The following is a 22,712-nucleotide window of genomic DNA, read 5'->3' on the forward strand; positions in this document are numbered from 1 at the left end:
TTTCTACTTTACCTTAAGTATTTATAACTGCTGATATAAAACCTGTAATTAATACTTCTCCATCCATTCATTCAAAATCCCCATTGGTTCAGGTAAAAACAAGCGTGTATCCATTACTTTTAAATCATTAGCAACTAGAGGTCTGAAGCCCATATGCGCAAAAATATCACGTTCAATATCCATTCCTGGAGCAATTTCGCATAATTCCAACCCTTGTGTTTTCAGTCTAAATACCCCACGTTCTGTGATATAAAGAACTTCTTTTTCTTCTTCTATCGCAACTTTTCCATTAAATGTGATTTCGTCTACTTGTGGCACAAACTTTTTGAACCGACCTTCTTTCACAATTTGCACACTACCATTATTTATCTCTGTTTTTAATCCCCCAGCAGTAAGCGTGCCACTAAAAATAATCTTCTTACTTTTAGATGTAATGTTGATAAAACCACCCGTCCCAACAATTTTGCCATTGAAACGGGATACGTTGACATTACCAGCCTCGTCGACTTCCGCAAAGCTAAGGAAACAGACATCCAATCCTCCTCCATCATAGAAATCAAACTGCGAAGCCATATCTATGACTGCCCTGTTGTTTACACTGGCTCCAAAAAAGATTCCTTGTGAAGTTACCCCACCGATTGGTCCTGTCTCCACTGTTAGCGTAAAATCCTCACTCACACCCTCTTCTTGGGCAATAACACCAATACCATCTGAAATACCTACGCCCACATTTCCTACATCCCCAGGCTTTATTTCAAATAGAGCCCGGCGTGCAATGACTTTACGTTGGTCCAGAGGAGGAATCGTAATTTCACCCGTTTCAGCAATAAAATCCCCAGACATAAAGCGATTAACTCCACCAACGTATAATTGGGGCTGTTCTGGAACAACCACTACGGCATCAACAAGAAATCCGGGTACTTTAACATCCTTAGGATGAAGTGTCCGTGCCTTTACCAATCGCTGTACTTGTGCAATAACAAGTCCTCCATTATTTTTTACCGCTTGTGCCATTGGCAAAATATCCAGAAATGTAATTTCATCTTCCATCGTAATATAGCCATCGGTATCAGCCGTTGTCCCTCGTATAAGGGCTACATCTGGACAAATAGTTGGATAAAATAACCAGTCATGACCATTTATGTTCATCAGCTTAATTAACTCTTCCGTTGTACGTTCGTTTAATCTCCCACCGCTTTGTCTCGGGTCGATATATGTACCTAATCCGACATGTGTGAGAATCCCCGGCTGTCCTGCCGCAGCTGCACGCAATAATTGACTCATGACGCCCATTGGAAAATTGTAACCCTCGATTTCATTCTTGGCGACCATTTCTGCAAGACGGGGCGATTGATCCCAGTGTCCTCCAATCGCTCTCTTAACCATTCCAGATTGGGCAAGTGGCGATATTCCCCTGTCACCACGATTTCCTAGACCAGTCGAAAAATAATACGTTAAATCACGCGGTTCTTTTGTATCTTGATACCGCTTTGCCAACGCTTCAATAACAGCAGTCGGTTCAGTAATTCCTCCACCTGCACCGAGGAAAGCGATAGTCACACCAGAAGGAATCAAATTTACAGCTTCTTCCGGAGTCAATATTTTCACAGTGCTCTTTCTCCTATTAGTAAGTTTCATAATGCTCCCCCTGAAATTGGCATTTTGCTAATCTCTTGAATATTCAGTTTTCTACTAATTCCAGTTTATCTTGGTTGTTTAAAAATGAAAAATGAATATAATTACTGGGATCTATGAACAATTGGAATTACTGGCATTATTAAGATATTTGATAAACCATTTTGTAACAATTTTCATTTAACCAATAGGTCCTTACTTTCCCAAGACAAAAAATCCGAAGCAAAATGTCTCTCCGGATTTCCCAAAAAATATATAATTAATTAATTTCCTAGCCCCACTCATCGAATACTATTTAAAGTATATGGACTTTCTATTATTGAAATTTGGAATATTTTTAATAACAAAATTCTTAAATTGTTCAACTGCTGGTGACATATAACTATTAGTTCGCCATGCCATTTCTATTACTCTACTACAATGTGGTTTTCGAATTCGAAGCATAGAAACTTTCGTCATATCAATGCTAGGAGTATATGGGATAAGCGCAACTCCACAGTTTGCTGCAACAAGTCCACAAATAATCTCATCCTCGGAACCTTCTATCTCCACTTTTGGAAGGAATCCAGCCTCTTGACAAAATTTATCAATAACATGACTTAACGGCAGGTCTTTATGATAGTGGACAAAAGGATCATTGGCTACTTCTGATAAGTCAACTAGCTTTCTATCGGATAATGGATGATCTTTCGGAACTACCAAAAAAAGCTCTTCGTTAATAATTGAAATAGAACTTATATTTTCAACCTTATCTTGAGGTGAGCAAAAGACAAGATCCACTTCTGTAGTTTCTAATTGACGTATAATTTCTCCAGTAACGCCTTGAGATAATTGAAATCTTACACCCGGAGATTCTTGTAAGAAAAGTCGAATTAAATTAGGAACAAAACTTGGACGTAATGACGGAATAAAACCAAATGAAACCATACCTTTGGAGGGATCAACCATTTTATGTATCTTTTCCTGGGCATCAGTCATTTCTTGAATCGCTCGATTGGCGTGCTCAAGAAAAATGTTGCCATAGGTATTTAAACGCACTCCCCGTGAGTTTCGTTCAAATAACGGAACCCCTATATCTTCTTCCAATCTGGCAATAGACTTACTTAATGCGGATTGCGTAAGGGATAGCATCTTTGCAGCTTTTGTTACATTTTTAACTTCTGATAATACTAGATAATTATGAAGTTGTTGAAAATCCACTTTGAGTCCCCCTAACATCAACCAGCAAAATAGCTGATGTTTTAAATCTCAGTCATAAATCCAAGATTAGCTGAAATCTCTTTTCCACCATCAATTAGTTGTTTTTTAAATTTAGAAATAACTTTTTCCTCAAATCTTACTGTTGGTCCTGATATTGATAACGCAGCAATTACATTGCCATTCACATCAATTATTGGCGTGGCAATAGCTGATGATCCTACTTCTCGTTCATCTATACTTTTCGCAAATCGCTCATCAACAATTTGTCTGAGTTCTTTTTTAAAATCTGCTTTGCTTTTTTTCGGATTTTCAAGAATGTATATTTTTTCAATAAAATCATCGGATTGATATGCCAGTAACACCTTTCCGGTTGCACCTAATGTGAGAGGCAATTTTTCCCCAATTCTTACAGTATGTTTGACAGACTGTAAGCTTTCAAATTGTTGAATACATATTCTACTTTCTTTTTCTAATACGTATAAGTTAACCGTTTCCCTTGTTTGATCTCGAAGTCTTTCCATCGTTGCTTTTGCAACTGAGCGAATTTCTATTGATCGCCCCGCAAGGTTGCCAATAAAGTACAACTGTTTACCTAGCCTATACTTAAATGTTGCAGGGTCCCGCTCAACATAGTTATTCAACTCTAACGTATAAAGTAATCGAATAACGGTGGATTTAGCGAGATTAATCTTTTTCGATATTTCTGTGAGTGAAAGTTCATTTTCTTCCATTGTAAAGCAATTTAATATATCTATAGCTCTTTGCAATGAACGAATTCCTTTTTCTTGTTCTGTTGGGTTCATCAAAAATCAGCGCCTCTAAATAAAATTTGTATCCATGAATTCAACTTATAATAGCTATCTCAAAAGAAGTTCAAGAATACTTAAATAAGGCATCACTCCAAATTTTGTGATAAATGTAGTGACTACAACTTACTAAAAAGTTTGGACTAATGCCTCTATCTAAAACTCAAAAAAATTAATTATCGTCAATCAAAGATACAGCCGCACGTAAACCAAGATAGTAGCTGTCGATTCCAAAGCCACAAATTTGACCATTTGCAATTTCCGCAAAGACAGACTTATGTCTGAACTCTTCCCGTGCATGGATATTAGACATGTGAATCTCAATGATTGGTACTTCAAGTATTGCTAGAGCATCTCTTAATCCATAACTATAATGTGTCCATGCGCCTGCATTTATGATCACAGCGTCCTTATTTTCAAGATAAGCCCTATGGATTCTTTCGCACATTTCACCTTCATGATTGGTCTGGAAGCTTTCAATCTCAACTCCAAGTTCATTTGCTAGTTCTTTCAGTCCCGCATCAATTTCCTCTAAAGTTGCCGTACCATATTGAACAGGATCTCTCTTTCCAAACATATTATGATTAATTCCATGTAGCATCAGAATTTTTTTCATCTTTTCTTCCCCTAACAATTGAATTTAGTATAATTAAACACCTTTTAAGTATAACTTATTTTAGAATTTTCAGGCAAATAAAAAGAGAAATTACTCTATTCAATCCAGTAATATGACAGCCTTCACATTTACAAGTAATCTATTAACCTCTCGCCAACTATTTATTTTAACTAGTACGTGGATATTTATTCAGGTAATCTTTTGCTGATTGAAGACAGCGACGGGCAAATTCCTCATTGCCTAGTTCTCTTGATCTTCTCAGGTTAGGTAATTCAATTGAATACGGTATCTCGGGAATCCTATTAACAATACTTGCAATGTCTATACCACCTTCACCTATATATGATCTTTCCTCACGAAGAACACGTGTCATCTCTTCCTTCGTATCTGGAATAACTACCGGTGCATCGCAAAGATGGAGGTAACGGAACCATTCGCTTGGTACTAAGTCCAAATCCTCGATCTTGTCCTTAGAACGATGAAAATGATGGATATCGATCATCAGACCAGCATTTTCTCTATTAGCTTTATGAAGAATATCCAGTGTTCCTGCGAGGTTATTAACGCTCGCGATCGGTACAAACTCTAATTCTACTGTTAATCCGAAAGGTTTAGCGAGATCGCAAACCTCAGAAAATCGTTCAATGGCAAAATTTCGGTCCTCCGTCCAAATGCTGCTAAGAATATGTTTTCCACCAAGTTCAGCGGCAATTTCCATTGCTGGTAAATATTGATTGGGTTCAACTCCGTCGTAAATCCGAGCAAGTTCAATGTCGAGAAGCTTTACTCCCGTTTCAGCAAGGGCCTTTTTCGTTTCACGCATCATTCCCCTATTCGTAGCTAACTCGTAATTAGGCTCGCCAGGTAATCCCATATAAATGGGACGTAAACTAACGAAATCATAACCAGCTCGGTGAGCCAAATATACCATTTCAGGTGGTGGTGAATCTAATACCGTTAAGTGCGCTAAAGAAAATTGTTTTGTCATTTTTTTAAAAACCTCCTATTATTTTTTGGGGGTTTCCTTAAATTCGTAATCGCTTTCATTTCAAGCAATGCTTAATACTTGATTAAGAATCAAAACAAACTAGATAAGCTCTACCCATTACCCTAGCTTTTTCTGGGATTCTGGTGTGATATGAAGATTGGAATTGGGACCTGCTTGGAGCATATAGCTTCCACCATCATGTCCAAACATTCGCTTCACTTCTTTTGCGACATTAATTGCCAAATTTAGGTCAATTCCAGTCTCTATATTCATTTCATGGAATGAATGCACAAGATCTTCGGTTGCAATATTCCCCGATGCACCTGGCGCATATGGACACCCTCCTAATCCCGCTATCGAACTATCAAAATGAATGATTCCTTGCTGTAAAGCTGCAAATGCATTTGCTATCGCCATTCCACGGGTATTATGCAAATGCATCGAAAAGGTCATTTTCGTGAACTGCTGTTTCAATTCACCCAACATCTTGTAAACTTGTCGAGGATTTGCCATCCCTGTCGTATCCGCTAATGATACTTCATTAATTCCCATTTGATTATATCGATCTAATACATAGGCAATGCGACTGATTGGTACTTTTCCTTCATACGGACAACCAAATGCAACCGATATTGAACCGCCCACATTCACTCCTTTTTTTTCTGCAAATTCAATGATCGGTTCCAATTTATTAAGTGCTTCTTCGGTAGTACTATTTGCGTTCGATATGCTGTGTGAGTCTGTTGCAGACAACATTAGTTTCAACTTGGTAATCCCTGCCTCAATCGCCCTTTCTGCTCCCTTAACGTTTGGAACTAAAGCACGGAACTTGATACCCGTTAAATCTTGAGAATTTCTTACAACTTCACTTGCATCCTTCAAATTGGGTATCGCCTTAGGGTGAACAAACGATGTGATTTCCATTGATTTAATGCCAATTTTTGAGAGCTCCCTTATGATATGAAGCTTCTGATCGGTTGGAATCCAATTTTGTTCAGCTTGGAAGCCATCACGTGGAGCCACTTCACAAATCACTACCTTTGCTGGCAATGGTAAATATGTCATTTATATAACCCCTCTTTCTTTTAACTCATTTACTCTTTCTACCGAAAACCCTAACTCTTCTAATATTGCTTCATTATGTTCACCTAATTCTGGTGCACGGTGGCGAATCGCTCCTGGTGTTTTGGAAAATTTCGGAACAACTCCCGGAACTTTAATCTTTCCTAAACGAGGATGCTCCACTTCTACAATATTTTCCCGAGATTGATAATGTGGATCATTGAATATATCTTCTATCGTGTAGATAGGACTAATTGGGACACCGAAAAAATCTGATTGTTCTAATAACTTATTTTGGGTAAAGCCTCTTATCCACTCAGAAACGATGACTTGTACGTCAGCATCATTTTTCAAACGTTGTTTATTCGTGTGAAAACGAGGATCTGTTAACATATCCTCTCTATTCATTGCCTTAGCTAAGCGATCAAATGTGGAATCAGTACTACATACCAATACGACAAATTTGCCGTCCTTCGTTTCATACGTGCCAGCTGGACTTGAATGATTTGCTAACCCCGGAGACCTTTCTCGTATAACTTGATTTTGATCGTACTCTGCAATTAAAAACTCTAGCATGCGGAACATCGACTCATAAAGACCCATTTCCACAACTTGACCCTCTGCCTCATCATTTTTCACGATATGGAATAAGGCGCTTACTGTTGAAAAAGCAACAAATATTCCAGTTATATAATCGAGCAAGGAATATGATGGGCTTACAGGTGGGCGATCATTAAAGCCCTGTATAGCTGTGTGGCCACTAAATGCTGTACTTGGTGTACCAAATCCCGCCTTGTCTTTGTATGGACCTGTTTGCCCATACCCCGATAATCTCATCATAATTAATTTCGGATTCGATTTTTTTAATTCTTCATACCCCAAACCCCATTTTTCTAAAGTCCCGGGACGGAAATTTTCAATTAAGACGTCTACTCGTTCAATAAGTTTAAGAAATATTTCTTTTCCTTCTTCTGTACGAATATCAAGTGTAAGAGATTTCTTATTTCGTGCTAAACCGGGCCATCTTAATGCTTCAGTACCTTTCCATGGTCCAACATTTCTTAATGTATCTCCTCTTCCTGGCAACTCAACCTTCGTTACATCAGCACCTAAATCCGCAAGCAATGTTGCCCCAAAAGGAGCGGCAATCATCGTTGATATATCCAATATTTTCACACCTGTTAATGGTCCGAAGTTCGACTGTGCCATATGATCAATCACCTTCCGTAAAAAACAAGTCCTATTTTTACAGTTATAGAGAATAGGACTTGTTTTTATGTTTTATAGAATATTAGTTTGTAGAAACATGATGTACTTTTCGATCCGGCGAATAGATGTCCATAATGTTCCAGTGACCTGCAGTTGGAACAGGATTGTTTAGCATGGCAACATCAATCACGAATGGTTTATTGGACGCAATGGCATTCTCGAGAGCTGGCTTAAATTCTTCTGCTTTTTCAATTTTTATTCCTTCGATTCCAAAAGCACGAGCGATCCCTGCAAAGTCCGGTGAGTATGGATTGCCATCTTTCTTGAATAATGTTCCAAGCGTAGTATCATAATGAGCTTTCTGCAAACCAGCAATTGTACCAAATGCATAGTTATTCATGACAACCCAAATAACTGGTATATTTTCTTCCGCTGCTGTCGCAAGAAGTGCAGGGTTTTGGCCGAATCCACCGTCTCCAACAAGTGATACGACAACTCGATCCGGATGTGCGACCTTTACACCAAGTGCAGCTGGTGCACCGAATCCCATAGTTGCGAATCCACCCGGAGTAAAGATTGTGCCTGGTGTGTATATATCGAACTGTTGACCCACACCATTTTTGTTCCAGCCAACATCCGTCGTGATAAACGCATCATGTGGCAATACCTCACGCACTTCAGCTAATATGCGTTGAGGCTGCATTGGGAAACAATTGTCCTCTTCAAATTTTTTATTGCTATCTTTAAATGCCTGTTTATTGATCGCAATTTCTTGTTTTAATGCTTCATTTTGACTGCCCCCTGGAGCAATTTTTTTTGCTACACGATTCAAGACAGTTAGTGCTTGTTTCAAATCCGCTACTACTCCTATTTCAACTGGGTAGTTACGACCAATTTCACTCGCTTCAATATCGATTTGAATCAATTTTGTTTTAGGAAAATCAAAAGTATATTCATTCTCCCATGAGCTGGAGTCCGCTTCTGCAAAGCGCGTTCCAAGACCGAAAATATAATCCGCTTCACGAGTCTTCTTATTAATAAATTCTGTTCCCCAAAAGCCTGTCATACCTAGAACAAGTGGATTGTCGTCTGCTACTGCGCCTTTACCCATTAAGGAATGCGCTACTGGTAAATCAAAGTGGTTGACGAATTCCGCAAGTTCTTCCGCGGCATCTGCTAGAATGACACCGCCACCTGCATAAACTACTGGATTTTTTGCATCAAGCAGAGTATAAATGATTTTTTCGGCTGTTGCTTCGTCAATGGATGGCTTTTGAAGTGATTTTGTATGATGTTTTTGTCTTTCAAACCATTCCTCTTCAATTTCAGTTGAAAAAATGTCCATCGGGACAGAAATAAGAACTGGCCCCGGTGTTCCGCTTTCAGCTAGTTGAAATGCCTTTTCTAAAATTTCCGGGAACAGATGCGCGCTATCTACTCGCCATGCACGTTTTACAAATGGACGATAAATTTCATATTGTGTCGCATCCGCATGAAGGTTCACTTCTTGGTGAGGATGTTTACCATAGTAATGGGACGGTATATCACCAGCAATCACCACCATTGGAATGCAATCCAGCGCTGCGTTTGCTACACCCGTTGCTGCATTAGTCAATCCAGGTCCAACGTGGGTTAACAGCACTGCCGTTTGTTTTTTCGCGCGAGCATAGCCATCAGCTGCATGAGCTGCGACTTGTTCATGGCGAACATTCACAAATTTTATCGTGCTGTTTCTTTCTAATTCTGAAAGAAAGGCAATATTTGTATGCCCACAAAGTCCGAAAATATGTTCAACACCGCGATCCTCCAAATACTTTACCAATAAATTCGAAATTAGTTTTGCCATCCTTTATACCTCCCTGAAATTCAATAAGATTTTTCCATAATTACCTGAAGTAGCATCCTCATACGCTTTTGCGTAATCTGTAAAATGATAGATTTTTGAAACAATCTGATCGACTTTGAAACTATCATTCTTTAAATAATCGATACTTTTCTGAAAGTCGCAAGGTGCGTTGTAAATGATTGAGCCAAATATAGTAATTTCTTTTCTTACTACCTGAATAATTGGAATTGTGGCTTCTGGAGTTATCCCTACTAACACCATTGCGCCACCCGGCTTTACTAATTCGACACCTTGTTCAAAGGAAGACCTTGCACCAGCTGTTTCAATGACGATATCAAATACTTTACCTTTGATATCCTCTGGTAATGCCGTTTCGATGTGAGGAAAAGAACTTCTGATCTTTTCAAGCTTTCCTTGTTTAATGTCGATACCAGTAATGATTGCATTTAAGTGATTAGCCAATGTCATTGCAAGCAAACCTTCTGTTCCACAACCAATAATGGCAACAGTTGTGTCTTTCGTGATCGAAACTTTTTCCAATGCATGAACAATAACAGCAAAAGGTTCAATCAGTACTGCCTTTTCATTCGGAAGTTCATCAGGAATATGCATAACATATTTTTCAGACGTGATGAATTCTTCAGAGAAACCTCCGTCTACATTCACACCTAATGATTTTTTATTTTCACATATGTTTCTTCTGCCATTTCGGCAATTTGCACATTCATCACAATACGAATTTGGCATGACAACAACTCTTTGGCCCATTTCGAAAGTCGAATTTGGACCCACTTCGATGATGGTACCAATCAATTCATGTCCGGGACAAATCGGATACTTGGCATGTGCCAATCGTCCTTTAAAAACACTTAGATCCGATCCACAAATGCCCCCATAGATTAATCTGATTTTCACGTCATTGTCTTGCAAAATTGTGGTTGAAGGAATTTCTTTTAATTCTAATTCTCCTGGTTTATTCAATAACAACCCCAACATTTTCTTCACCTTCTAACCTTTTTGTAAGAAATTTATGTATCTTTTATTCTGAGACTCTGAGGACAATCATTTTTGTCTCTGTCATATCCTCAATAGCAAAGCGTGGGCCTTCCCTACCAATTCCACTATTTTTCACACCGCCGTACGGCCAATGGTCCAATCGAAAATTAGATGTTCCATTAATAACGACACCACCGACCTCTAATGCATGTGCTACCTGGTAAATGATATCCATCTTATTTGTGAAAAGACCGGCTTGTAGGCCAAAGGAAGAATCATTCGTCCATTCGATTGCTTCTTCTATATTCCCAAAAGGGATAACGCTTACAATTGGTCCAAACACTTCTTGACAAATAACTTTACTTTCCTTTGGTGGATTTACTAAAACAGTAGGTGTTACGGTTGCACCTATTCTTTCACCCCCGCATAATAATGTTGCGCCTAAGCTGATGGCTTCATCGAGCCACTCAATAATTCTTGTAGCTGCATGTTCGTCCACTAAAGTACCTACATCAGTTTCTGGCAATAATGGATCGCCAACCTTTAACTTCAATACTTCTTCTTTTAAAAGGTCTGTAAACGGAGCCACCACTGCCTGGTGGACATAAATCCGCTGTACAGAAATACAGCTTTGACCAGAGTTACTAAACCCTGAGGCCACACACATTTTTGCTGCTTTTTCAATATCTGCGTCTTCATGGACGATTGTTGCTGCATTACCGCCCAATTCAAACAGGACCTTTTTGATTCCTGCAAGTTTACTAATGTTTTTGCTAGCAACAATTCCTCCAGTAAAGGAAATAACATTAACTCGGTTGTCCTTTACAATTTGTTGTCCAATTTCAACACCACCGAGTACCATATTTATAGCATTTTCCGGCATACCTGCTTCAAGTAATAACTTTAAGAATTCTGTAGCAATCAGTGCTGATTGCGGAGCAGGCTTGAAAACAACACTATTTCCAGCAGCAAAAGCTGGGCCAATTTTATGACAAACAAGATTTAGTGGTGCATTAAAGGGGGTGATCGCTGCTACTACACCCGCAGGTACACGGAATGTGATAGCCAAAGCATTTTCCCCTCTTTCGGATGAATCGCCTGACATTGTTTCACCCATTATCCGCTTGGCCTCTTCTCCCGATAGTTCTAATGTTTCAATTGATCGAGTTACTTCATCTCTTGTGTTTTTTAATGGTTTCCCCAATTCAAGGGAGATGAGCTTAGCGAACTTCTCTATGTTGTTTTCTAATAGTGTCGCTGCCTTTTTCAATATTTTCGATCGTTCCAATGCAGTCAATTTTGCAATGTCTTTTTTAGCTTCATATGCTGAAGCTAGAGCTTTCTCTACATCCTCAGCTTTCGACAATACTTGTTGACCAATTACTTCTCCTGAATAAGGACTTTTCACGTCAATAAGATCCCTATCCACCAAGAACCATTGGCCATTTATATAAGGCTGGGCTTGCATAACAATTACACCTACCTTCAATTTGTATGATAATTTTATTAGATCGATCTAATAATATAGAATAAATATCCATATTTGTAACCGTCGCATAAATATTACTTGTTATCCTAATCTTACATCATTATAACTTTGAACATTTGATATATAACTCATTTTAGATAAAGATTGATCTGGGAGTAATTTTTATTAGATGGATCTAATTTTACTAATAAAAAACCCTGATGTAAAAACTCGCCCCCCTTTTCCTTCATACACCATAGAAAAATTCTGAATTTGAAACCCCTAACCACATGTTACAATACATTCCATTTGACATCAATACCCTTTTGTGAATTTTCTAAATAATCGAGAATGATTTTATTTATTTCCTTTTGAAAAATAAAAAACATATGGTAGTATTTATTAAAATGCAACCATTTAATGTATGAAACTAACAATAGGAAGTGCCGAAATGATTAATAATATTTCATTAAGAGAAAAGAGTATCGTTTTCATTGGTTTTATGGGCGTAGGAAAAACAACTGTTGGTCAACTTGTTGCCAAAAAGCTTTTTAGAAGTTTTGTAGATATCGATCAAGTGATTGAAAAAGAATACAATATGCCCACATCCCAAATTTTCAAATTAATAGGAGAGAAGGCTTTTCGGGAAAAGGAAAAAGAGACTATTTCAAACTATTGCACTCAAAAATTAAAAATTATCTCTCTTGGTGGTGGAGCCTTTTTACAAAAGGAGACCAGAGACATTTGTTTAGAAAATTGTATTGTTTTTTATTTAGACGTTTCTTGGAAGTCTTGGAAGGAAAGAATAAACATTTTGATAGATAGCCGCCCAGTATTACAGGGTCGCTCTTTAGAACAAATCGAAGAACTTTTTAGTGAAAGAAAAGATATATATTCGTTACATCATTCCAAATTAAATACGGACAACTATAATGTTGAGGAAATTGCTGATTATATTATCGAATCATTAAAGTTAGCTTGGGAGCTGTATGATTAGAATGAATAGAGGGGGAGACCAGAGTGGTCCCTCCTCTACCTTTCTAGGATGAGCTTCTAATGACAAGTTCTGGATGTAAAATGATCCGTTGCTGTTCACGATCTTCATTTAATATTCGTTGGTGTAAAAGACTTGCTGCTTGGGAGCCTATAAGACGTGCATATGAAGATACGGTTGTTAATGGCGGGTTATAAAGAGATGCTTCTGGAACATTGTCAAATCCTACGACCGCCATATCCTTCCCAGGAATTAACCTAGCATCATTCAGACCTAATAACACTCCATGTGCAACAAAATCATTAAAGCAAAATGCAGCTGTTGGTGGATCCTCATTAAGCAGTACCTTTCGAACAGCATCTTTTCCTCCGTCCCGCGTTACTTCGCTCTCGATGATGAGGGATTGATCTATTTCTACTCCAGCTTGGATTAAAGCATTGCAATACCCTTCTTTTCTTTTCTGCCATGCAGAAGAACCCGAAAAGCCTCCTAAGAAGGCAATCCTTTGATGCCCCTTCTGAATCAAGTGATTTACGGCCATTTGTGCCCCAACTACGTAATCAATTCCCACGTAGTCCGCATCCACATTTTCAAGTTCCCTTACTGAAAGAACTAATGGTATATCCAATTGTTTAATCCGCTGGATTGTTTCTTTTGAGCTTTCTGAAACAGGACAAAGGATCAGTCCACCTACCCTATGTTCAAGCATTGTAGAAAGAAGCTTTTGCTGCTTTGCATCTAAATCAAAAGTTGTGCCCAAAAATACACTATAACCAGCCTCGTCTAAAGAATTGTGGACACCTCTAAGCAGTTCTGAATAAAATGGATTCGCTATATCAGTAATAATTAGTCCAACTGTCGAAGTCTTATTAGAACGCATATTTGCTGCAACACGATCATAAACGTAGCCGAGTTCTTGCATTGATTTTAATACCTTATTACGAGTCTTTTCAGTGATTTCTGAACTTCCACGAACAATAAGCGATGCGGTAGCTCGAGACACGCCTGCGTGCTTCGCAACATCTAACAAGGTTACACGTTTTTTTGGTTTCAATTTTCATTCACCAGCTTACCTATTTTTAAATTGGTTTAATTATATTTATTTCGAGATCAATTATTTCGATTAATAGTTTAATTATTTTAGAAAAAAGAGTGTTAATGGGATTGTTAGTAGACTTATGAGTGTAGTTATTAATGTAGTTAATGAAATTAAATTTGGCTTTACATCGAATTGAACTGCTAACATCGTTACATTGGCTGCAACGGGCATAGCAGCTAACAAAATAAAAACACTTTTTATAACATCGCTTACAGGCATGAAGATTACTAGAACCGTAGCAATAAGCGGAGCAGCGACCATACGTATAAGTGATACAACGCTTAAATACTTATATTCAAATTTTTGTGGTTTTATCTCGGCTAGTTGCATACCAAGAACGAGCATGATTGTTGGAATCGCAGCAGAACCTACTAAGCTAACACTATCAACAATAGTTGTTGGTAGTTCCACATGAAGAAGCTGAAGGAGTACACCAAGATAAACACCGTAAAGAACTGGCATTTTGATTACACTCATTACAGCATTCTTTATAGTGGCAGATTTTTGACCACCGTAGGATGCAATAAATATCCCAATTGAATTTATTAAAAGGCCATGAATAACCATAAGAATAACTGCATAGTTAAATGCATGAGTCCCATAAGCAAATAATACAACAGGTGCCCCATAATTTCCACTGTTAGGAAAAAGAGTGCCTAGTAACATTACGGACTTATGAGTTTTATCCATTTTCATGATCCAACCAGTAATCAATGTTACACCTAAGAGGATGATAATCAGTAAAATAGAAAAAAGAAACATATAGAAATAATCGATGTTTAGTTTATTCGAATAAAATGTTTCAAAGGTTAAAAATGGAGTCATTAAATAAAGGGCCATTGTAGAAATAGATTTTACATTTAGATGAAGCATCTTTTGACCAATATAACCGGCCCCAAAGATGAGAAATGCTGGCAATACAATTAATATCAAATCCATTTCAACAGTCCCCTTTATTAATCTAAAATTACTTGATTAGTAAATAAAAACCGGGGGATATATATCTTACCCGGTTTTGTGAGTTACCCTTCATTTAGCCATTTCCTAAGATTATAAGAAGGCTTTTATTTCTCCAACTCTGCATTATAAAAATCACCGAATAGTTCTTCATCTGAAGGGCGATCTACAGCAATCTTTCTAGAAACCCATGTCGTATTCATATAATGTTTAAGATTAACATTTTCAGATACAATATTGCCACCCCATGTACCGCAACCGAGGCTGGATGTCATAGGCATACCATTATCAAAAGCACCAGCATTTGCCTTAGACTGTGGTTGACGTACCATAATTCTACTAACTGGAGCAGCAAGTGCAAGACGGTGAATATGGTCATCGTTGAAAGAATATATACCGCAAGAATGTCCTTTCCCGCCAACCTCATAAATAGATCGCATCATATCGAGAGCGTTTTCAAATTCACCCTTGTATTTATAAACAGCCATTAATGTAGTTAATTTCTCACCAGAAAACGGATATTCCTTACCTATTCCATCGCCATGAACGATTATGAACTTTCGGTCAGTTGGAATTGTAAAACCTGCATTTTCCGCTAATTGTTGAGGTGAGATCGCGACAGTTGTTGGCAGACGTTTGCCTTCTTCATCCCACATGACGTTACGAAGTTTTTCCTTTTCTTCTTCGTCCGCAATATAACCACCCTCTTTGACGAGTTGGTCAAGTAATTGATCAAAAATCTGATCACTAATAATTAAATTTCCATCAGCGGAACAGCCCGACCCATTATCCGATGTCTTACTTAACATGGAATTGCGGGCAGCTTCTTCAATATCAGCAGTTTCATCGATTATCATTGTAGAGTTACCTGCACCGACGCCATAGGCAGGCGTTCCAGAACTATATGCACTTTTTACCATATCCTTACCACCAGTTGCAAGTACGAGATCAGCGCGTTCCATAAGTGCTTTTGTCATTGGAATATTGACATTTGTTAAACACTGTAAAATATCCGCAGGTGCTCCTTCTTTCTCGAGTGCATCACGCATTAACTGAACTGTTTCAATGGAAGTTTTTTTAGCACGTGGATGTGGAGAAAAAATTACTACGTCCCTTGCCTTTATTGCATAAATGGCTGATCCCGCAGGTGTAAGATCTGGATTTGTTGTAGGGACGATCGAAGCAATAACTCCAACAGGTTTTGCATATTTCACAATCCCCTTTTCAGGTATTTCTTCAATTACACCCACACTTTTCTGGCGTAAAGCATCTCGTAATATCCCTCTAATTTTAAATCGTTTATTCATGCGACTTTCATAGTCACCTAGTTTGCTTTCCTCGATACCCATTTCGGTTAAATGTGAAAATGTTTTTTTGTTTGATACTGCCCAAGCTACCGCCTGACATAGACGATCCACCTTTTCTTGATCGTATGTTTCAATAATCGCTAATGCTTTTCTAGCCTTTTCTATCGCGGAATCAAGTTCAATCTGCTGCTCCTCTGTAAGACCCTTTTCCTTTATAACATTAATTGACAATTGTATAACCTCCTAAATAATTTGTGAATAGGAGTTCACCAAAAATGGAACCCAGTTTCACTTATTGGAATCTTAATTGCGATTTTATATCATTTTTTAAATTTTTTCAATACTTTTAATAATCTTTAAAAATAAGTATTAGAATAAACATGAAAAAGACACCCTATTTTATAGAGTGCCATCAATGAAAATTCATTTAATGTAGTTTTAGGGGCTTTATGCCTCATTTACTCTTTTTAAACTAGTAGTCTGATTTTTACCGTTGTTCCTTGGTTCTCTAGGCTATCGAAGGTTATTGTTCCTTTGTGTTCTTTTATAATCCGAAAACATAGCATGAGACCTAGACCTGTTCCCTTTTCCTTATTACTATAGAAAGGTTCCCCTAGTCTTTTGAGGCGTTCCTCGCTTATTCCTACCCCGTTATCAATTACCTGGATGCATAGTTGATTATTATCCTCTATATGAGCAGTAATTTTCAGTAATCCTTTTTTATTGGCATCGGTTGCTTCGATACTGTTTTTACAAAGGTTCAATAAGACTTGTTTGACCTGATTTGCGTCACACATAACAAGTGGAATATCCTGATCAATTTCGATGATAATCTCGACATTTTTTAGAGTAGCTTCAGATTTCATCAAGGTGTCAATCTCTTTTAGCAAAGAAGGGATATTTACTGGCTTAAGCTGAGCTTCCTGTGGTTTTGCTAGGGAAAGAAATTCTTTAATGATTTCTTCAACTCGATTTAACTCTGAAAGAACCACATCAAAGTATTCTTCTTTCCTTACACCTTGCTGAAAAAGCTGAATGAATCCCTTTATTGAAGTCAGGGGATTGCGTATTTCATGCGCTACACCCGCAGCTAACTCCCCAACTAATGAGAGCTTCTCGGATTTCCATAAAAGCTCTTCCGCTCTTCTTTTCTCAGTAATGTCTTTTGCTACAACCATGATATGCTCAACTTCATCGTCTTCATCCAGTACAGGTGTAGCAGTACAATCAAATAATTTCCAACCATTTCCTGAGTGTAAAAGGCGAGACTCAACCCTCATAGGAGCCTTCGTTTTATTTACCTCTTCAAATCCGTTGATTATGAGTGAAGAGTCATTTGGATGAATAAGATGCAATGTATTTTGGTTCAGAAAATATTCAGGTGGATATCCTAATACAGATTCATGAGAAGGTGATGCATAAATACACTTTCCTTGACTATCAAATAAAATGATTAAATCGGTCATGTTTTCAGCAATCAAACGGTATTTATTTTCACTTTCATGTAAAGCTTTTTCAGCCTTCTTTCTGTCGGTAATATCCATACATGAACCAATTATCTCAATTACTTCCCCATTTTGTATGATTGGCCGTAACGCAGCAAAATAATGAATTCCATTTAAATCTTCTTCATAGGTAACGTGATCTTCCCCATTCCACGCTCGTTCATAAAATGGGAGCTTTCTTTTCACATTCTGTTCGGGAAGAAAATCAATTAGCTGTTTTCCTACTATATGGCCTGGAGTCAGACCTAAACGATATACTAACTCACCATCACATAATGTGTGGATAAATTGCCCATTTATGCTTTTGAATTTGAAAATCATTCCTTGCTGCATACGAATCGTTTCATTTAATTCATTTCGATCAATTCGTACTAGTACTTCAGACCATAATTGTTCATTAATATCATCTGGTAGGCTGATATCATTGGCTTTTTCTGTAATAGTGTGTTGTTTCATATGACAACTTTCCTTTCGATGAAAGTAGAAAAATAAAAATCTTATCTTTTGAAAAAAGCCGAAAAGATAGGCGAGATTATGTAAGTCTGCAATCATTTCTCTTCTATCTAAATATTAAGCACTAAATTTGTTTTACATAATTTTTTGAGCATTCAAGCAATTTTGTAACTATTATACTATTTTTTTAAAGAATTAAAATTAATTTCTTTTTAATCATGATCTATGTTTACAAGTATTTTTTTATGAAGTTCTACTACTTGCATTTTTAACATCTTAAACATATCAAAAACTCTATTCTAAGGTAAAATAGATTTATCAACTTAATAACGAGGTGTATATTTGATGGAAAAATTGATGTTTATCGAAACGGGCATGGGAATTGATGTTCACGGTCAAAACATTACAAAAGCGGCTGTTCGAGCTGTGAAGAATGCGATTCACTTTAACTCAATGCCTGGAATTCGATCTGTGCTACCGGGAAATAGCTTAGATAATATGGTTGTTAATGTAAAATTAGCGGTCCCTTGTGATAAAGAACAGCTAGATATTGAGGCAGTTAAAAGGGCTATTCCGTTCGGAAAAGTCTCTGTGGAAGTTATGGACGGAGGAATGCTAACAACAAGTGGGATCGTCCTTGAGGAGAAAGGCGATCAAAATGACTTAATGTACATAGTTGTTGCGTCAGTCGAGGTTGGGTACTAAAGGACAGAGGGACAGGTCCACTGTCCCACCTCCCAATAATGCTGGGATGCGGAAACCCGTGTCCCAGTTACACTTTAAAAACCCTACTAATTTCTGCAGTAAGTCCCTTAAAGATGAATGATTGTGCAGCCTCGTTTTTCTTGTAGGTGGCACTGTTACCGATATTATGATCCTCAAATAGGTAGACGGTTACTTCTTTATTGTCCGGATTCACAATCCAGTACTCACTTACTCCAGTGGACATGTATAGATCAAGTTTTTTTATGAGATCCTTACTCCTTGTACTTTTCGAAAGCACCTCTACAACAAGTGTCGGAACCCCTTTATAATAATCATTTTCATTTGAATTTTCCTCTAAGTCACAAATAACCATCAAGTCTGAACGATATTAATATTTTCTGGTGATTTTTTTAGCTCAATATCATATGGAGCAACCATTGGTCTAAAACTTGTTCCTTGGAAAAAGTTATAAAAGAGCCCAATTAACTCAGTAATAGCTATTTGATGAGCAGTTCTTGAAGAAGCAGAAAATAAATTTCTCCAACTATTTACTCGTACCTTTCAGCTGATTCCTGTTGTAATGCAAGTAAATCCTCATATGTCGACTTTTTTCCATTATGTATATACTCTGAGGCTTTTTCACAAACCATTTCTGGCTGTACATTATTTTCTGTTACTGTTTCTTTAACTGCTGTTAGCTTAGCAATTTCTGTACTGTTACGGGTAATGATGATATCCTCTTATGCTGCAAGCATTAAATATTTTCGAAAATTGTTTTGCAGTTCCGTTGAGTTTACAATCATTTCAGCCACACCTCACATTAGTTAACCTAGCTAAATTAGCTAATTATATTACATGGAATTTATTTTCCATTTTCAACACGTGGATGTTTTTTCTTCTACTAAAAAGAAAAAAATATCAGACACCAAAATTGAGTCTGATATTTTTTGATTCAATATTATTTACTTGTTTCTCTACGAACGATTGGAGCTACTTCCGTTGCTAACAATTCAATTCCTTTTGCTACATTCTTAAAAGGTTGACCACCTATATCTAATTGTGCAAGGAAACGTTGGTGCCCAAAGAGTTCGTATTGTTGAAGGATTTTCTCGACGACTTGCTGTGGACTCCCCACGAACAAAGCAGTATCCGGACTAGCCATATGCTCAAAGTCTTCTCGTGACATCCTTGTCCCCATTCCACGCTGACGGTTCACATATTCCCAATAGTTGGAGTAATAAGGATAAAACTCGTCTTTGGCTTGCTGAGTCGTCTCAGCTAAATAAGCATGACCTGTTACACCAATCTTCAAGCTTTGAGGTGCATGTCCAGCATCAATTCCCGCTTGACGATACAAATCGACAAGTGGCTTAAAACGTCTTGGATGACCACCCAAAATAGCTAAAGCCATACCCACCCCAAATCTTCCAGCACGAACGGCACTCTCAGGCGTTCCTCCGACTCCAATCCAAACTGGTAATTTTTCTTGTACCGGTCTTGGCGAAATTTCAGCATTCCTTAAAGGAGAACGGAACTTCCCTGACCATGTGACAGTCTCATTTTCGCTCAATTGTAACAGGAGGTCCATATGTTCTTCAAACAATTCATCATAATCATTTGTACTATAACCGAAAAGAGGAAATGATTCGATAAAAGCACCTCTTCCAGCCAGTATTTCGGCCCGTCCATCCGAAAGTAGATCCAATGTAGCAAAATCTTCAAATAGACGAACTGGATCAAGCGTACTTAAAACACTTGTTGTACTTGTTAATCGAATATTTTTTGTTCCTTGGGCAATAGCAGCTAGTAATACTGCAGGAGATGAAGAAGCATAATCTAGACGATGATGTTCTCCTACTCCGAATACATCTAGTCCTGCCTCATCAGCCAGTTTTGCGGCTTGAATGATTTCTTTTACTCTTTCCTGGGCAGTTAGTGTCTTCCCTGTAAGGGGATTCGGTCCAATATCCGCAAGTGTATAAATACCAATTTCAATACCACTATTCTTGTCAAGTGTCATAAAGGTTTCCTCCTATATCGTTCTTAATTTAACTTTCCCAATTTTGTTTTTATTCATTTTGTTATCTTCACACTTAGTTACTTTATGTAAGTCAGTATATTTATATAATAAACTTATGTCAAGTAAGTTATCATTTAGTCAATAAACTAAAATGGTTTTCTTTATATCCGACTTTTGTCCCATTTGTCAACAATCATAGTGCGACAAATATCCCAATTTAAATACCCATTTGTAGTTTATTGTCTTATAAAATACTTTTACATTGATAGTAATATGAGCTAATATTCCTAATAAAGAACAGTACGTTCTCAATTGTGTAAAAGGATATATTGAAATTATACGTTCCTAACTATTTCCTGATTAAAAGCTTGAAAAAACTACTATCTGTTTAGTTTAAAAGGAGGAAATCATGAAAAGAAGAGATTTTATTAAGTATTTCGGAGGAGGGTTAGCAGCATTAATCGTAAGTAGCACGATACCATCTTGGATTACTCAAGAACCCCATTTGGTAAAATCAGCACGACTTGTCCCGTCCCTTGACTTTACCATTACTGATGCTGTAAAAGACATGATAACCCATAACTCAATCAACAATGCACAATGCTATTTTTGGTTATACAAGGAACAAAATTTCCCAGCTGAAATACCTGGTCCTCTAGTTTATTTGACAGAAGGAAATACAGTTAAAATTAAAATTAAAAATGCCCTAGATGAGCCTCATTCATTTTATATAAAAGGTGTAGTTAACAGTGGTCCTATTCCACCTGGTGCTACCAAATCGTTTGAGTTTATAGCTCCAAAAGCAGGAACCTATTTATATTATGACAACCTAAACCAACCTGTTAATCGAATGATGGGACTGCATGGCGCTTTAATCGTCATGCCAAATAAAGCAAGTGTAGGGCACAAATTCACCCCATACTCTTCCCCTACACGAGCTGTACAAGAATTGTTTGATGACTTTGGAAGCTCCAGCCATTTCCCAGGGTTAGCTTGGGAGCAGGGAGACGCGGCAACCAATACTCCTCCCTTCCGGCAGTATGTGTGGATTCTTCACGAAGCAAGCTCTCGTTTGTTTGAAGAGGTAGGTAAATATCCACCGGGGAAGAACTATCCAGCTGGGGAATTCGTAAAGCTCTTCCAAAACGATCTATTTAGATCAGACGGATTGAACCGGAAACCTGAATTCTTTACCATCAATGGTCAGTCAGGATTTTTCGCAGCTCATAATCCTTTTATTACACCCCATCACAGAGTGGGAGAACCTGTAGTAGTTCGAATCCTGAATGCCGGTTTATCGATGCATTCTCTGCACCTTCACGCCAATCATTATTATGTTATCGGAGTCAACGGGGTGGTTCAAGAAAACCCTCTTTGGGTAGACACTTTTACTGTCAACTCTCTTGATGTAATGGAATGGGCAGTTCCCTTTATTAGACCGCCTGATATTCCAAATCAGCGGGGAATAGGTCTTCCGGATGAGCCTCTTATGTCAGTGGCAAACCCTAAAATACCTAGTTCTGTTCCACATCCTGTATGGCCGCCTGTTGAAGAAATGGATATGCATTTTCCAAATATAGGGACTATGGCTGGCAGTACCGATATTTCAGTAAGATCATCACCTCTTTGTTACCCGATGCATGATCATACCGAACCAAGCCAGTCTGCACAAGGCGGTAACTATGGTCTAGGGATGATGAGTGGAATACATTTTATTGGTGACCGGAATACAAGAGGAGGAGTAACAACCTTCCCTAATGTAAAATTGTCTAGTCATGGCCCTGATTCGACTGGACCTGCAGCAGGTCCTACCAATCAACACGATTCGAATCATACGTAAACAATA

The 22,712-nt window shown here is 37.9% G+C and carries 19 protein-coding genes; 3 read left to right on the forward strand and 16 right to left on the reverse strand.

Annotated features, from left to right (window positions below; genetic code table 11):
• Positions 1–48: 48 nt before the first annotated feature.
• The 10 genes from V7097_RS18460 to V7097_RS18505 form a co-directional block, all read right to left on the reverse strand.
• A complete protein-coding gene (locus V7097_RS18460) occupies positions 49–1,638 on the reverse strand; it encodes an acyl CoA:acetate/3-ketoacid CoA transferase (RefSeq protein ID WP_335705111.1) in 1,590 nt (529 codons plus the stop codon).
• A 288-nt stretch (positions 1,639–1,926) separates the two neighbouring features.
• Entirely contained in the window at positions 1,927–2,835 is a 909-nt protein-coding gene (locus V7097_RS18465) for a LysR family transcriptional regulator (protein ID WP_335705112.1), read from the reverse strand.
• 41 nt (positions 2,836–2,876) lie between these two features.
• Positions 2,877–3,638: an IclR family transcriptional regulator gene (locus V7097_RS18470; RefSeq protein ID WP_335705135.1), complete on the reverse strand. Its 762-nt coding sequence runs from the start codon at positions 3,636–3,638 to the stop codon at positions 2,877–2,879.
• 175 nt (positions 3,639–3,813) lie between these two features.
• A complete protein-coding gene (gene aroQ, locus V7097_RS18475; RefSeq protein WP_335705113.1) occupies positions 3,814–4,257 on the reverse strand; it encodes a type II 3-dehydroquinate dehydratase in 444 nt (147 codons plus the stop codon).
• A gap of 166 nt (positions 4,258–4,423) precedes the next feature.
• Positions 4,424–5,245 carry a sugar phosphate isomerase/epimerase family protein gene (locus V7097_RS18480; RefSeq protein WP_335705114.1) on the reverse strand — a complete coding sequence of 274 codons (822 nt, stop codon included), beginning with the start codon at positions 5,243–5,245 and terminating at the stop codon, positions 4,424–4,426.
• 117 nt (positions 5,246–5,362) lie between these two features.
• Positions 5,363–6,310 (reverse strand): hydroxymethylglutaryl-CoA lyase, encoded by a 948-nt coding sequence (locus tag V7097_RS18485; RefSeq protein WP_335705115.1) that lies wholly within the window; start codon positions 6,308–6,310, stop codon positions 5,363–5,365.
• The gene (locus V7097_RS18490) at positions 6,311–7,516 is read right to left on the reverse strand and encodes a CaiB/BaiF CoA transferase family protein (protein WP_335705116.1); all 1,206 of its coding nucleotides are present in this window, start codon (positions 7,514–7,516) and stop codon (positions 6,311–6,313) included.
• Positions 7,517–7,598: 82 nt separating this feature from the next.
• On the reverse strand, positions 7,599–9,362 hold the full coding sequence (locus tag V7097_RS18495) for a thiamine pyrophosphate-binding protein (protein ID WP_335705117.1): 1,764 nt from the start codon (positions 9,360–9,362) through the stop codon (positions 7,599–7,601).
• Between the two features lie 3 nt (positions 9,363–9,365).
• Positions 9,366–10,358 (reverse strand): zinc-dependent alcohol dehydrogenase, encoded by a 993-nt coding sequence (locus V7097_RS18500; RefSeq protein ID WP_335705118.1) that lies wholly within the window; start codon positions 10,356–10,358, stop codon positions 9,366–9,368.
• 43 nt (positions 10,359–10,401) lie between these two features.
• A complete protein-coding gene (locus tag V7097_RS18505) occupies positions 10,402–11,826 on the reverse strand; it encodes an aldehyde dehydrogenase family protein (RefSeq protein ID WP_335705119.1) in 1,425 nt (474 codons plus the stop codon).
• Between the two features lie 451 nt (positions 11,827–12,277).
• Here V7097_RS18505 and V7097_RS18510 point away from each other — a divergent pair, with 451 nt between their 5' ends.
• Positions 12,278–12,823, forward strand: a complete 546-nt coding sequence (locus V7097_RS18510) for a shikimate kinase (RefSeq protein WP_335705120.1) — start codon at positions 12,278–12,280, stop codon at positions 12,821–12,823.
• 43 nt (positions 12,824–12,866) lie between these two features.
• Here V7097_RS18510 and V7097_RS18515 read toward each other — a convergent pair whose 3' ends face one another.
• The 4 genes from V7097_RS18515 to V7097_RS18530 form a co-directional block, all read right to left on the reverse strand.
• A complete protein-coding gene (locus V7097_RS18515; protein WP_335705121.1) occupies positions 12,867–13,874 on the reverse strand; it encodes a LacI family DNA-binding transcriptional regulator in 1,008 nt (335 codons plus the stop codon).
• 81 nt (positions 13,875–13,955) lie between these two features.
• Positions 13,956–14,858, reverse strand: coding sequence for an AEC family transporter (locus V7097_RS18520; RefSeq protein WP_335705122.1), 903 nt, complete (start codon positions 14,856–14,858; stop codon positions 13,956–13,958).
• A gap of 125 nt (positions 14,859–14,983) precedes the next feature.
• Complete coding sequence (locus V7097_RS18525; protein ID WP_335705123.1) at positions 14,984–16,414, reverse strand: aldehyde dehydrogenase family protein; 1,431 nt, start codon at positions 16,412–16,414, stop codon at positions 14,984–14,986.
• 236 nt (positions 16,415–16,650) lie between these two features.
• Positions 16,651–18,144 (reverse strand): ATP-binding protein, encoded by a 1,494-nt coding sequence (locus V7097_RS18530; protein ID WP_335705124.1) that lies wholly within the window; start codon positions 18,142–18,144, stop codon positions 16,651–16,653.
• A gap of 342 nt (positions 18,145–18,486) precedes the next feature.
• Here V7097_RS18530 and V7097_RS18535 point away from each other — a divergent pair, with 342 nt between their 5' ends.
• A complete protein-coding gene (locus V7097_RS18535) occupies positions 18,487–18,846 on the forward strand; it encodes a Lin0512 family protein (RefSeq protein WP_335705125.1) in 360 nt (119 codons plus the stop codon).
• 67 nt (positions 18,847–18,913) lie between these two features.
• Here V7097_RS18535 and V7097_RS18540 read toward each other — a convergent pair whose 3' ends face one another.
• A complete protein-coding gene (locus tag V7097_RS18540) occupies positions 18,914–19,219 on the reverse strand; it encodes a Uma2 family endonuclease (RefSeq protein WP_335705136.1) in 306 nt (101 codons plus the stop codon).
• Positions 19,220–19,804: 585 nt separating this feature from the next.
• Positions 19,805–20,866: an LLM class flavin-dependent oxidoreductase gene (locus V7097_RS18545; RefSeq protein WP_335705126.1), complete on the reverse strand. Its 1,062-nt coding sequence runs from the start codon at positions 20,864–20,866 to the stop codon at positions 19,805–19,807.
• Positions 20,867–21,275: 409 nt separating this feature from the next.
• Here V7097_RS18545 and V7097_RS18550 point away from each other — a divergent pair, with 409 nt between their 5' ends.
• Positions 21,276–22,706, forward strand: coding sequence for a multicopper oxidase domain-containing protein (locus tag V7097_RS18550; RefSeq protein WP_335705127.1), 1,431 nt, complete (start codon positions 21,276–21,278; stop codon positions 22,704–22,706).
• Positions 22,707–22,712: the final 6 nt, after the last annotated feature.

The sequence above is a fragment of the Bacillus sp. JJ1562 genome (genome assembly GCF_036962705.1).
GTDB lineage: Bacteria > Bacillota > Bacilli > Bacillales > Bacillaceae_L > Ferdinandcohnia.

What these genes read in the sequence shown, in the direction of transcription:
- V7097_RS18535 (WP_335705125.1), top strand. Translation starts at nt 18,487, where the DNA reads ATGGAAAAATTGATGTTTATCGAAACGGGCATGGGAATTGATGTTCAC.
- V7097_RS18505 (WP_335705119.1), bottom strand. Translation starts at nt 11,826, where the DNA reads ATGCAAGCCCAGCCTTATATAAATGGCCAATGGTTCTTGGTGGATAGG.
- V7097_RS18485 (WP_335705115.1), bottom strand. Translation starts at nt 6,310, where the DNA reads ATGACATATTTACCATTGCCAGCAAAGGTAGTGATTTGTGAAGTGGCT.
- V7097_RS18540 (WP_335705136.1), bottom strand. Translation starts at nt 19,219, where the DNA reads ATGGTTATTTGTGACTTAGAGGAAAATTCAAATGAAAATGATTATTAT.
- V7097_RS18545 (WP_335705126.1), bottom strand. Translation starts at nt 20,866, where the DNA reads ATGACACTTGACAAGAATAGTGGTATTGAAATTGGTATTTATACACTT.
- V7097_RS18470 (WP_335705135.1), bottom strand. Translation starts at nt 3,638, where the DNA reads ATGAACCCAACAGAACAAGAAAAAGGAATTCGTTCATTGCAAAGAGCT.
- V7097_RS18550 (WP_335705127.1), top strand. Translation starts at nt 21,276, where the DNA reads ATGAAAAGAAGAGATTTTATTAAGTATTTCGGAGGAGGGTTAGCAGCA.
- V7097_RS18510 (WP_335705120.1), top strand. Translation starts at nt 12,278, where the DNA reads ATGATTAATAATATTTCATTAAGAGAAAAGAGTATCGTTTTCATTGGT.
- aroQ (WP_335705113.1), bottom strand. Translation starts at nt 4,257, where the DNA reads ATGAAAAAAATTCTGATGCTACATGGAATTAATCATAATATGTTTGGA.
- V7097_RS18530 (WP_335705124.1), bottom strand. Translation starts at nt 18,144, where the DNA reads ATGAAACAACACACTATTACAGAAAAAGCCAATGATATCAGCCTACCA.
- V7097_RS18490 (WP_335705116.1), bottom strand. Translation starts at nt 7,516, where the DNA reads ATGGCACAGTCGAACTTCGGACCATTAACAGGTGTGAAAATATTGGAT.
- V7097_RS18480 (WP_335705114.1), bottom strand. Translation starts at nt 5,245, where the DNA reads ATGACAAAACAATTTTCTTTAGCGCACTTAACGGTATTAGATTCACCA.
- V7097_RS18460 (WP_335705111.1), bottom strand. Translation starts at nt 1,638, where the DNA reads ATGAAACTTACTAATAGGAGAAAGAGCACTGTGAAAATATTGACTCCG.
- V7097_RS18520 (WP_335705122.1), bottom strand. Translation starts at nt 14,858, where the DNA reads ATGGATTTGATATTAATTGTATTGCCAGCATTTCTCATCTTTGGGGCC.
- V7097_RS18500 (WP_335705118.1), bottom strand. Translation starts at nt 10,358, where the DNA reads ATGTTGGGGTTGTTATTGAATAAACCAGGAGAATTAGAATTAAAAGAA.
- V7097_RS18495 (WP_335705117.1), bottom strand. Translation starts at nt 9,362, where the DNA reads ATGGCAAAACTAATTTCGAATTTATTGGTAAAGTATTTGGAGGATCGC.